The sequence below is a fragment of the Burkholderia diffusa genome (assembly GCF_001718315.1).
GTDB classification, from domain to species: Bacteria; Pseudomonadota; Gammaproteobacteria; order Burkholderiales; family Burkholderiaceae; genus Burkholderia; species Burkholderia diffusa_B.
The window spans coordinates 1001534-1013753 of the sequence record NZ_CP013362.1 but is presented as its reverse complement, the minus strand read 5'-3'; the positions used below and the strand labels follow the sequence as shown (position 1 = coordinate 1013753).

The window sequence follows — 12220 nt, the reverse complement described above, 5'->3', positions numbered from 1 at the left end:
AAGAAAGGGAGCGCAACCGCTCCCTTTCTTCATTCGACGCGATGCAATACTGGCGGCGTCAGGTCGCCTTGTACTGGTTGCGCGACTCGGGCGTGCGGTACAGCACGAGCTTCGCGATCAATCCGCAGATCGCGGCGACGCTCAGCCACAGCCCCGGAGCCGCCTTGTTGCCTGTCTGGTGGATCAGCAACGTCGAGATCGCCGGCGTGAAACCGCCGATCGTCGTCGCAAGGCTGTACGCGAGCGAAAAGCCGGCCGTGCGCACGTCGGCCGGCATGACTTCGGTCAGCGCGACGACCATCGCGCCGTTGTACGAGCCGTACAGGAACGACAGCCACAGTTCGACCGCCAGCAGCCGCAGGAACGACGGATCGGCCACAAGCCACAGCACGGCCGGGTAGGCCGACAGCAGCGTGAGCACCGTGAATGCGATCAGCACCGGGCGGCGGCCGATGCGATCCGACAGCGCGCCGGACAGCGGCAGCCAGACGAGATTGGACAGGCCGACGCAGACCGTCACGACGAGCGCGTCGAGCGACGACAGATGCAGCACTTCCTTGCCGAACGTCGGCGTGTACGCGGTGATCATGTAGAACGACACCGTCGTCATGATCACCATCCCCATGCCGGCGATCACGACACCCCAGTTCGCGAGCATCGAGCGCATGATCTCACTCATCGTCGGGCGATGACGCTTCGCGAGGAATTCGTCGGTCTCCTTCAGCGAACGACGGATCAGGAACAGGAACGGGACGATCAGACAGCCGATCAGGAACGGAATGCGCCAGCCCCACGCGGTCATGTCCTCGACCGGAAGCGCGCGATTCAGCAGCACGCCGACGAACGCGGCGAACACGACCGCCACCTGCTGGCTGCCGGATTGCCACGACGTATAGAACCCCTTGTGGCCTTTCGTCGCGATCTCCGACAGGTAGACCGACACGCCGCCCAGCTCGACGCCCGCGGAAAAGCCCTGCAGCAACCGGCCGAGCAGCACGAGCATCGGCGCGAGCACGCCGATCGTCGCATAGCCGGGTATCGCGGCCACCGCGAGCGTGCCGAGCGCCATCAGTCCGAGGGTCAGGATCAGCCCCTTGCGGCGGCCGTGGTGGTCGATGTACGCGCCGAGCACGATCGCGCCGACCGGGCGCAACAGGAAGCCCGCGCCGAACACCGATAGTGACAGCATCAGCGAAGCGAACGCGTTGCCGCTCGGGAAATAGGTCTTCGCGATGGCCGACGCGTAATACCCGTAGACCATGAAGTCGTACATTTCCAGGAAGTTGCCGCTGACGACCCGAAACACGGTACGAACCTTCGATTCCCGCGTGACGGCGTGTGTTGCAGTGGACATGTCTTTCTCTCGGCGCGGATGGCGCGACATCGGCGCCGTGTGGTTCCGACGATGCGTGTGGCACGGACCGGCACGCTCGAACATCACGGCCAGCCCGCGGCACGCCGCGCGCCGACGCGCACGCCGGCATGGTCCGCAAATGATGCCACGCGAAGCCGACAATTGCCTTGGGCCGGGGCCGCGACCACCATCGCCGTGGTCGTCTCGTACGAATCGCCTCAAAAAACGTACCAAAATCAGATTGATCTGATCGACCGGTCGCCGTCGACTGACCACAATGCCAAGACTTGCCACGCTACTCGCGCCGCCGCCGGCATCGTTGCCCGTGTCGCACCGCGTACCGCCCTCATGATTCCAACGCCCCTCGTTTCCGTCGAAGGCCCGCTTGCCCGCCCTCGTGTCGCGCCGCTCGACGGCGTGCCGCCGTTCGGCCGCGAATGGACGTTCAGCGGCCTGCCCGGTACCGGGCGCGACACGCGTTGCGTTGCCATCCTGAAGACCTCATGCATCGACGTCGAAGCACCGCATCGCACGTGCCACTGGCAATCGCCGCCCGCCGCGCGTCCGGTGTCTGCAGGTATCCCGGCCGTTGCGGCACGCGCCGCCGGCCAGCACGTCGAGCGCACCGGCGGTCGCGCGCATGACCGGCGTGCGCGGCACGCCGCCTGCTGGAGCATCGGCGCACTCGGCATCATCGGCTGGTTGATCGCCGCGCACGAGCCGTTCCCGGGTTTCGCGCCCGCGATGCAGGCCGCCGGCCTCGTGCCGGAACATGCCGCGCAGTCCATGGGCGCCGTGCAAACGGCCGCGGTGGCCCCCGCCACGCCGAACATCGCGCCGGCGCAGTCCATCGCGGCGCGGCCGGTTGCGACGCATTCCCCAGCGTCGCCCGTCGCACGCGATGCGACGATCCATCCAGGACCGCGACACGCCGACACGACTCCGCTGGTTCAGCGCGTCGCCGCCTCGGCGCAGCCGACGCCTCATCGGCCGGACGACAGGCGCACGACAACGGCACGCGTGCACGCACCTTCCGCGCCGCGATTCACAGCCCGCCCGTCAGTCGCGCACTACGCGTCGCGCGCGCCGACGTCCGATCTCGTCGGTTCGCCAGCGCATCCCGGCGCGCCGGTCGACCCGCTCGACGATCCGCTCACGCTTATCGCGATGGCAAATGCGCTGCACGCCGATCGCCCGGAACCGGCGGTCAATGCGCCCGGCGCCGGTTTCGACTGGACAGCGCAACTGTCCCACCGCCGCCTGACCGACGTACCGGACACGCTCACCCGCTGACACGCGCCCAACAAAAAACCCGGCGAAGCAGGCTTCGCCGGGTTTTCGTTCGTCCGTCGATCCATCGGACCGAATCGTCACTTGTGCGCAGGCAAACCCGTTTCGGACTGCCGCTCGAGTTGCCGTACCTGCTCCTGCAGATCGCGCAACTGCACCTGTGCCGCCCGCTTCTCGATCTGCAGCGCCTGCGTCTGCTCCTGCGCCGCCTTCTGCCGCTGCGCGACCTCGGCTTGCTGGCCGCGCGCGACATTCAGATCGGCCTGCAGTTGCTGCGCTCGATTCGCCTGCAGCGCGATCACGCGTTCGAGGAACGTCTTCTGCGCCTGGAGTTCAGTGCGACGAATTTCGACGTCCGCAAGCTGCGCCGTCTGCTGGACGAAGTTCGCGTACACCATTTCCGCGCGGCTCTTCTCCTGCGATCTGATCACGCGCCACAGATGCTTGTCCTGAAACAGCGCGACGCAATACGTCATCTCGCGCGGATCGAACATCAGGCTTGCGCCATAGCTGCCGTTGTAGGTCGTGCGCATCTCGACGATTCGTCCGTCGTGCAGCAACTGCGTGAGTTCGGCGACGTTGCCTTGTGCGCCTGCCTCCGTGGCGGAGGCCGCGGAGGCAGGCGCCGCAGTCGAAGCATCGCCGCTCAGGCTCGTCATCGCGGGGCGCGTGCCCGCGACCGGCGCCGTCGCATCGGACCACGCCGCGCCCGCGTGCGCGCAGGCGGCCAGCGCAACGATCCACGTCGCGCATCGTGCAGGGGAAAAATCTCGGAAGGCCAACGTCAGACTCCGGCGAACGAATCGGGAGTCGCGATTATCGTTCAAAACGAAACGACCGCATCTCGAATTTATCGTGATGCGGCCTGTCTTCCTGCCAGGCAATAGGAAAACGGGTTACAGGCGGGTCTCGCGTGCCGCGCGCAGGAACGCATCGAGCAGCGGCGTGCAGTCGAGCAACTCGGCGCCGCCGGCTCGATGGAACTCCGGGTGCCATTGCACGCCGACGACGAACGGTGCACGCCGGTAGCGAATGCCTTCGATGATCCCGTCGCCGGCCGACACGGCCTCGATGTTCAGATCGCGGCCCAGATCGCGGATCGCCTGATGGTGGATCGAGTTCACGATCGCTTCGCTGCGCCCGGGGAACATGCTCGCGAGCGTCGACGAATCGGGGAAGCGGATCGCGTGGCGATGCTGGTCGTAATGCTCGCTCACGTGCGGATTCGCGGTCGGCACGTCCGTCGCGATGTCCTGGTAGAGCGACCCGCCGAACGCAACGTTGATCAGCTGGCAGCCGCGGCACACGCCGAGCACCGGTTTGCCCGACTCGACGAACTCGTGAAACAGCTCGAGCTCGTACATGTCACGCACGCGGTCGCCCGGCCATTCGGGACGTGCATCCGACGCCGCGTACGTTTGCGGCGACACGTCGGCGCCGCCTTGCAGCAACAGGCCGTCGAGATGCTTCGCGTAGTCGCGCAAACGGATGTTGCTCGGATGCAGCATGCCCTGGTGACCGACGGTCGGGATCATGAACACGAGCACGTCGCGCGACATCACCCAATGCGCGATCGATTCCTCGAGATACTGCAGCGTCTTGCCGCGCAGCCCCTTCGCGCCCGGCTCCGGATGGAAGATCCGCGCCGACACGCCGATGCGCAGCGTACGCTGCGTGATCCGCTGGCCGGCGCGATCGAAGATCCGGCGCGCGCGTGCCGCGACGATCCGGCCGAACACCGACCACGGCGTGTCGCTTTGCTTCAGGTATGCGGGCGGCGCGTTCTGCGCGCTCGCGGGCGGCGGGCGCGGCGTGTCGAAATCGGGCTGCGCGCCGAAACCGGGCGGTGCGGCACCGGGCTTCGGCGGCACTGCACTGCCGTCGGCAGCGGCGCCTGTCGTGCCGGCAGCGCCCGGTTCGGACGCCGCCGTGACGGGCGATGCGCCGTCCGCCGCGACGACCTGCGCGGCGGCGGCCTGAGCGGCGGGCGCCTCCGGCGTATGCGCGGGACCGGAACGGGGGGAATCGGTGGAAGCGGACGAGGTGCCGGGCAGACCGGCCGGGGAAGGCGTGTTTTCGCTCATGACGATGGGCTGGTACGTCGCTCGCGCGTGTGGATTGACGAGGATTCATTATGCTTCAGTGCTCGATCGCGCGGTAAACGAGCAACATCCTGTCGATATTGTTGCAACTCGTCGCATCGATCGCATGGCATGTCGCCGGACCCATTTCATGGATTCGATAGTCGCCCGGGCACACTGGACAGCAGTGATATATCACAATAATATTCACGCATTGCCCATGCTCCCCCGCTCGCCCGCACATGATCGCGCCCTGTCCGGCCACCGCGCCGCCGCCTGGATGAACGCCCTGACCGACGCCCCGCGCGACCCGCCTGCCGCATCGGCGGTCAGCCTCGCCGATCGTGCGTATGCGCTGATCCAGCGCGACATCATCACGATGCGCCTGAAGCCCGGCGCCGCGCTCAATGAAGCCGACCTCGTCGCACGCACCGGCATCGGCCGCACGCCCGTGCATCAGGCCGTTCACCGGCTGGTGCTCGAAGGGCTGCTGTCCGTGATGCCGCGCAAGGGCCTCATGGTGCAGCCGCTGTCGCTCGACGACATCGTCGCGGTGACCGACGTGCGCCGCATCAACGAAGCGCATTGCGTCGAACTCGCCGCCCGCCATGCGACGCCCGACGATCTCGCGCGCATGGCCGCGCTGCTCGACGACGGGCAGGCGTGCGTCGACACGCACGACGTCGAGGGCATGATGGCGCTCGACCGCGCGTTTCATCAGGCCGTGGCCGCGGCGGCACGCAATACCGTGCTCGCGGAAATCCTGCGCGCGCTGCACGAACGCTCGCTGCGCTTCTGGTTCGTCACGCTGTCCGAGCCGCACCACTTGTCCGACGTCCAGCGCGAGCACCGCGAACTGTTCGAGCGGCTGTCCGCGCGCGATGCAGCCGGCGCGCGCACGGCCGTCGAACGCCATATCGATTCGTTTCGCGCCACCCTTGTCCAACATCTTCGTCCCTGAGCCGCCTATGACCGCCTTCACGCCCTTCCCCCCGCTCGCCCAGCTCGCCGCCGACCTCGCCGCGGGCAGGACCACGAGCCGCGCGCTCGTCGACGTCGCGCTCGAACGGATCGCCGATCCGTCCGGCCAGGGTGCGGCCGTCTTCACCGAAGTCGACGCCGACAACGCGCGCGCGGCCGCCGATGCCCACGACCGCCTGCGTGCCGCGGGCACCGTGCTGTCGCCGCTCGCCGGCATTCCCGTGTCGGTGAAGGATCTGTTCGACGCCGCGGGCCAGGTGACGCGCGCCGGCTCGCGCGTGCTCGACGGTGCGCCGCCCGCCAAGACCGATGCGGTCGCCGTCGCGCGGCTCAAGCGTGCGGGCGCGGTGCTGGTCGGCCGCACCAACATGAGCGAGTTCGCGTTCTCGGGGCTCGGCCTGAATCCGCACTTCGGCACGCCGCGCTCGCCGTACCGCCGTGACGTGCCAGGCGACGCGCGCATTGCCGGCGGCTCGTCGTCCGGCGCGGCGGCGTCCGTCGCCGACGGGATGGCGGCCGTTGCGCTCGGCACCGACACCGGCGGCTCGATCCGCATTCCGGCCGCGCTGTGCGGGCTCACGGGCTTCAAGCCGACCGCGAGCCGGATCCCGACGCAAGGCGGCGTGCCGCTGTCGACCACGCTCGACTCGTTCGGCCCGATCGGCCTGACGGTGGCCTGCTGCGCACTCGTCGACCGGATGCTCGCGGGCCTCGAGCCGCACGTGCCGGCCGCACGGCCGCTCGAAGGCGTGCGGCTCGGCGTGCTGACCAACTATGTGACGGACGGCGTCGATGCCGACGTCGCCGCCGCGCTCGACGCATCGCTGAAGCACCTCGAAGCCGCCGGCGCGATCGTCACGGAAGTGCGCTTTTCCGCGCTCGACCGGTTGCCGGACATCAACCGCTTCGGCTTCTCGCCGATCGAGGCATACGCGTGGCATCGGCCGCTGCTCGCGCAGCACCGCGACCAATACGACCCGCGCGTGCTTTCGCGCATCCTGAAGGGCGAGCCGGCGAGCGCGGCCGACTATCTCGACCTGCTCGCCGCCCGCCAGGCAATGCTGGACGAAGCGGCACACACGGTCTGGTCGCGCTTCGACGCGCTCGTCGCGCCGACGGTGCCGGTCGTGCCGCCGCGCATCGCCGAACTCGAAGCGGATGACGCCGCCTTCACGCGCACCAACGCACTGATCCTTCGCAACCCGAGCGCGTTCAACTTCCTCGACGCCTGCGCGCTGTCGCTGCCGTGCCACCCCCGCGACGCAGCGCCGGTCGGCCTGATGCTCGCGGCCGCGCCGCATCGCGACGACGCGCTGCTCGCGATCGGCCAGGCGGTCGAAGCCGTGCTGAACACGATCCGGTGACCGCACGGGCGCAATGACGGCGGGAAATGCCCCGGACCAAGCGGCTGCGGCGGGGCGCCGCACGCGCGCTGTCAGTTTCGTGCCAGATCGTTCGCGCTAAAATCGCGCGATTGTTTATCGGACCGACCAACGACAGGAATCCCGCCGACATGAACGACTCCACGCTCGCACTCCGCCGTGAACGCCGCCTGCTGATGCTGCTCGGATGGGTGTGCATCGCCCTGCTGGCCGGCGCGCTCTATCTGCAGTACGTGAAGAACGAAGATCCGTGCCCGCTGTGCATCATCCAGCGCTACTTCTTCGCGGCGATCGGGATCTTCGCGTTCCTGGCGGCCGGGATGCGCAACTGGCGCGGCATCTGGGTGCTCGAGCTGCTAATCGCGATCGCCGCGGCCGGCGGCGTCGGCACCGCCGCACGGCATCTGTCGATCCAGATGAATCCGGGCTTCAGCTGCGGCTTCGACACGTTGCAGCCGATCGTCGACAGCCTGCCGCCCGCCCAGTGGTTCCCCGGCATGTTCAAGGTCGCCGGCCTGTGCGAAACCGTCTACCCGCCGATCTTCGGCATCCTGCTGCCCGGCTGGGCGCTGATCGGCTTCGCCGCGATCCTGATTGCCGTCGCCTCGAGCCTCTGGCGCCATCGCCGCAAGCTGGCAGGCTGATTGGGCGCCGCGTCCCGCGGTCCGGCCGACCGGTCGAGGCCGCGCGGGCGCTTCGCGCTGCTCGCCCGGCTGCACCGGCGCAGCCCCAACGCAGCCGCATCCTGCCGGCCGCGCGTAAACACCTACCCTCGCCGCAACCTGGGTTTCTGGGCGAACGCATCTGGCGCGACATTCGCGCGCGCCCCGCCCCGCATGCGTTTCGGCTCGATGCCCGTGCATCCGCGCCCCGATCCCGCGCGGCGGGCCTATGATCGACATGATCGCCGTCTGATAGCCCGGATCACCGCCCGGCAATGTTTCCGCCGCGTTGCGGTGCTATCTTCGCGACTGGATGGCGATCTACGTGCGCGAGGCCAGCGGTCTCACCTTCTGCGTAACGCGCGCCCGATCCGCAATGTCGACTGGATTCATCATGACAACGCAAACCATCCGCATCCGTCACCCTCATGGCGTCCGCATGTTCCGCGGCGTCGTTCGCGCGCGCCTTCGGCGCACGGCCACCTCATCGAATCAGTCGGGCAGCCGGCCCGCGCCCCTCTCGTCCGTCCTCGTTGCCGCCGCGCCCGCCAGCCCGCGCCGCGCGTCGTGCCGCGTCGTCCCGACCGGAGCGTGCTGATGGAAGCCTGGCTCGGCGATCTGCAGCAACTGCTCGCGCACGGCGAAGCGGCCGTACTCGTGACGGTCGCACATACCGACGGCTCCGCGCCGCGCGAGGCCGGCACGAAGATGCTCGTCACGCGCGACATGGCCCGCCATACGATCGGCGGCGGTCATCTGGAATGGAAGGCGATCGAGATCGCGCGGCATCTGCTGAAGGACGGCGCGCACGTGCGCCACGCGCGCCGGCTCGAACGGCTCGCGCTCGGCCCGAGCCTCGGCCAGTGCTGCGGCGGCGCGGTCGTGCTCGCGTTCGAGCGGCTCGACGTCGGCGACCTCGGGTGGATCATGTCGCTCGCGAAGCGCGTCGCGGCGGGCGCCGCGACCGTGCGTAGCGTATCATTCGGCCCCTCGCCGGGCGCGCCGCTGCTGAGCGAGCCCGAATCGCCCGCGGCGCGCGCCGATTGCCTGCTGTGGGAAACCGGCGGCGTGTCGCTGATGACCGAAACGATCGCACCCTATGCGTTCCCCGTCGTGCTGTTCGGCGCGGGACACATCGGCACCGCGCTCGTAAAGGTGCTGGCGACATTGCCATGCCACGTGCGCTGGATCGACGGACCCGACGCGGCGTTCCCGCCGGCCGACGCACTCGCCGGGATCGGCAATCTCGCGATCGACGCGGTGGCCAGCCCGGCCGACGCCGTCGACACGGCGCCGCCGCACGCATACTTCGTCGTGATGACGCACGACCACGCACTCGATTTCGTGCTGGCCGAACGCATCCTGCGGCGCGGCGACTATGCGTATTTCGGGATGACCGGCTCGCACACCAAGCGCGTGCAGTTCGATCATCGGCTGGCGGCGATCGGCATCGATCCTGCCCAGATCGCGCGGATGCGCTGCCCGATCGGCGTCGAAGGCATCGTCGACAAGGCGCCCGAAGTGATCGCGATCTCGGTGGCCGCGCAACTGCTGCAGGCCGTCGAGGCGAACGCGCCCGCGCAGGCTTCCCCTACATTCTGACCGACCAAGAACAACGCCATGACTCCGACATTCAAGGACAAGATTGCCCGCGCTCCGAAAGCCGAGCTGCACATCCATATCGAAGGCTCGCTCGAGCCCGAACTGATCTTCGCGCTCGCGCAGCGCAACGGCGTGAAACTCGCGTACGAGTCAATCGACGCATTGCGCGCCGCGTATGCGTTTACTGATTTGCAGTCGTTCCTCGACATCTATTACGCCGGCGCGAGCGTACTGCTGACCGAGCAGGATTTCTACGACATGACGGCCGCGTACTGCGAACGCGCACTCGCCGACAACGTCGTTCACACCGAGCTGTTCTTCGATCCGCAGACGCACACCGAACGTGGCGTGCCGATCGAGACGGTCGTCGCCGGCATCGATCGCGCGCTCGCCGATGCCGAACCGCGCGGGCTGTCGAGCAAGCTGATCCTGTGTTTCCTGCGCCACCTGTCCGAAGACGATGCGCTCGCGACGTTCGAATCCGCGTTGCCGCTGTTCGAACGTTATCGCCACCGGCTGATCGGCGTCGGTCTCGATTCGTCCGAGCTCGGCCATCCGCCGACGAAGTTCGCGCGCGTGTTCGAGAAGGCCCGTGCGCTCGGGCTGAAGCTCGTCGCCCATGCGGGCGAGGAAGGCCCGCCCGCCTACATCTACGAAGCGCTCGACGTGCTGAAGGTCGACCGGATCGACCACGGTGTACGCAGCATCGAGGACGCGGCGCTGGTCGAGCGCCTCGCGCGCACGCGTACGGCGCTGACCGTATGCCCGCTGTCGAACCTGAAGCTGTGCGTGTTCGACGACATGACGAAGCACACGCTGAAGGCGCTGCTCGATCGCGGCGTCGCAGTGACGATCAACTCCGACGATCCGGCCTATTTCGGCGGCTACGTGAACGACAACTACTTCGCGACGGTCGACGGGCTGCAGTTGACGGACGCCGAAGTGCACGCGGTGATCCGCAACGGCTTCGAGGCGTCGTTCGTCGACGCCGCGCAGCGCGATGCGCTGATCGCGCGTCTCGATTCGTACTGGCAGGCCGCGTGACGGCCGGCATCGAGGCTCGCTAGACAGATGAAACACGTCGACGACATCCGCTTCGTGGCGACCGGTCCGGCCCTGCGCCACGCCGGTCGCGTGCGAGCACCGCGCACGCACGTCGGCGTCGCGCCCGTCGCCCGCGTGGCGACGGCGTTGTGCGATGCCGCGCGCCGAAGCCTGTCGTTGCGGCGCGTCGTGCAGTTCGCCGCCGCGCCGGTCGCAGATGCCGCTACGATTGCCGCCGCGTTCTCGACGTCGTCCGCCAGCAACCCGGTGATGGCGGACGCCACGCTCGCGTGCGCGATCGCCGACCGCGGCGCTCCGGCCGCCGCGCTTCGCCGCATCGCGCATGCCCGCGCAGCGCCAGCCATGCCGTCGCCCGCGCGGCGCCGACCGCTTTCTTCTGTTCGCCTTACCTTGATGCAGGACCATTCGTCATGACGCAAACCGCTTTCCGTTCCCAGCTGCTGACCTTCAACGGCGACCCGGCGCAGTCGAGCCAGGCCGCGAACCACGAGACCGACGGCCTGCTGATCGTCGACGACGGCAAGGTCGTCGCGGCCGGCCCGCATGCGCGCCTCGCCGCGACGCTCGCGCGCGACGCGGTCGTCCACGATCTGCGCGACAAGCTGATCGTGCCCGGCTTCATCGACACGCACATCCACTATCCGCAGACGGACATGATCGCGTCGCCGGCGCCCGGCCTGCTGCCGTGGCTCGACAAATACACGTTCCCGACCGAGCGCCGGTTCGGCGATCCGGAACATGCGCGCAAGGTCGCCGACTTCTTCGTCGACGAACTGCTCGCCTGCGGCACGACGAGCGCGCTCGTCTACTGCACCGTGCACAAGCAGTCGGCCGACGCGCTGTTCGCGGCGAGCGACGCACGCGACCTGCGGATGATCGCGGGGAAGGTGCTGATGGACCGCAACTGCCCCGAGTTCCTGCGCGACACCGCGCAATCGGGCTATGACGACAGCGCCGAGCTGATCGGCCGCTGGCACGGCAAGGGCCGCCAGATGTATGCGGTTACGCCGCGCTTCGCGCCGACGTCCACCGAGGCGCAGCTCGAGGCGTGCGGCGAACTCGCGCGTCGCCATCCGGACGTGTTCGTGCAGAGTCACGTCGCGGAAAACGTCGATGAAGTGAAATGGGTGGCCGAGCTGTTCCCCGGGCACCGCAGCTATCTCGACATCTACGACCGCTACGGACTGCTGCGCCCGCGCGCGGTGTACGGCCATTGCATCCATCTCGACGACGAGGACCGCCGCCGGATGGCCGAGACGCGCACCGTCGTCGCGCACTGCCCGACGTCGAACTTCTTCCTCGGCAGCGGCCTGTTCGACTTCGACAAGGCCGGCGAATATGACGTGCCTGTCACGCTCGCCACCGACGTCGGCGGCGGCACGTCGTTCTCGATGCTGCAGACGATGAACGAGGCGCACAAGGTCGCGCGGCTGTCGGGCCATCACCTGAGCGCGACGCGGATGTTCTGGCTCGCGACGGCCGGCGCCGCGCAAGCGCTCGATCTCGCCGACACCGTCGGCACGCTCGCGCCGCGCACCGAGGCCGATTTCGTCGTGCTCGACCCGCAGGCCACGCCGCTGCTCGCGCGCCGCACGAAACGCGCGGAATCGCTCGAGGAGCTGCTGTTCGCGTTCGCGCTGCTCGGCGACGACCGTGCCGTGTACCGCACGTATGCGGCCGGCCAGCTCGTGCACGAGCGCGGCGCCGCACGCCGCGCCGCCGCGTAACGCACTTGCCACACTGCTGCTCCGGCGTGCGTCGCGACGCACGCCGGAGCAACCGGATTCGCACCGCGCACGCCAC

At 68.5% G+C, this 12220-nt stretch carries 11 protein-coding genes; 8 read left to right on the top strand and 3 right to left on the bottom strand.

From position 1 onward, the window contains the following. Positions 1-58: 58 nt before the first annotated feature. The gene (locus WI26_RS04635) at positions 59-1354 is read right to left on the bottom strand and encodes an MFS transporter (protein WP_069226352.1); all 1296 of its coding nucleotides are present in this window, start codon (positions 1352-1354) and stop codon (positions 59-61) included. A gap of 51 nt (positions 1355-1405) precedes the next feature. Here WI26_RS04635 and WI26_RS04630 point away from each other — a divergent pair, with 51 nt between their 5' ends. Further along, positions 1406-2647, top strand: a complete 1242-nt coding sequence (locus WI26_RS04630; RefSeq protein WP_236849294.1) for a hypothetical protein — start codon at positions 1406-1408, stop codon at positions 2645-2647. Positions 2648-2724: 77 nt separating this feature from the next. Here the strand turns inward: WI26_RS04630 and WI26_RS04625 are convergent, their stop codons facing one another. Both WI26_RS04625 and WI26_RS04620 read right to left on the bottom strand, forming a co-directional pair. Further along, positions 2725-3426, bottom strand: coding sequence for a DUF2968 domain-containing protein (locus tag WI26_RS04625; protein ID WP_069225312.1), 702 nt, complete (start codon positions 3424-3426; stop codon positions 2725-2727). 114 nt (positions 3427-3540) lie between these two features. Beyond that, entirely contained in the window at positions 3541-4728 is a 1188-nt protein-coding gene (locus WI26_RS04620) for a gamma-glutamyl-gamma-aminobutyrate hydrolase family protein (RefSeq protein ID WP_059507135.1), read from the bottom strand. Between the two features lie 277 nt (positions 4729-5005). Here WI26_RS04620 and WI26_RS04615 point away from each other — a divergent pair, with 277 nt between their 5' ends. The 7 genes from WI26_RS04615 (at position 5006) to guaD (ending at position 12144) form a co-directional block, all read left to right on the top strand. Next, a complete protein-coding gene (locus WI26_RS04615) occupies positions 5006-5686 on the top strand; it encodes a GntR family transcriptional regulator (protein WP_059543694.1) in 681 nt (226 codons plus the stop codon). A gap of 7 nt (positions 5687-5693) precedes the next feature. Continuing rightward, positions 5694-7070 carry an amidase gene (locus tag WI26_RS04610; RefSeq protein ID WP_069225311.1) on the top strand — a complete coding sequence of 459 codons (1377 nt, stop codon included), beginning with the start codon at positions 5694-5696 and terminating at the stop codon, positions 7068-7070. Positions 7071-7219: 149 nt separating this feature from the next. After that, positions 7220-7732 (top strand): disulfide bond formation protein B, encoded by a 513-nt coding sequence (locus WI26_RS04605; RefSeq protein ID WP_059467072.1) that lies wholly within the window; start codon positions 7220-7222, stop codon positions 7730-7732. Between the two features lie 615 nt (positions 7733-8347). Further along, positions 8348-9352: a xanthine dehydrogenase accessory protein XdhC gene (xdhC, locus tag WI26_RS04595; RefSeq protein ID WP_069225309.1), complete on the top strand. Its 1005-nt coding sequence runs from the start codon at positions 8348-8350 to the stop codon at positions 9350-9352. Positions 9353-9370: 18 nt separating this feature from the next. Further along, the gene (locus WI26_RS04590; RefSeq protein ID WP_059467070.1) at positions 9371-10396 is read left to right on the top strand and encodes an adenosine deaminase; all 1026 of its coding nucleotides are present in this window, start codon (positions 9371-9373) and stop codon (positions 10394-10396) included. Between the two features lie 27 nt (positions 10397-10423). After that, on the top strand, positions 10424-10831 hold the full coding sequence (locus tag WI26_RS04585; protein WP_069225308.1) for a hypothetical protein: 408 nt from the start codon (positions 10424-10426) through the stop codon (positions 10829-10831). Continuing rightward, positions 10828-12144 (top strand): guanine deaminase, encoded by a 1317-nt coding sequence (guaD, locus tag WI26_RS04580; RefSeq protein ID WP_069225307.1) that lies wholly within the window; start codon positions 10828-10830, stop codon positions 12142-12144. The genes WI26_RS04585 and guaD overlap by 4 nt, the downstream gene beginning before the upstream one ends. Positions 12145-12220 lie beyond the last annotated feature (76 nt).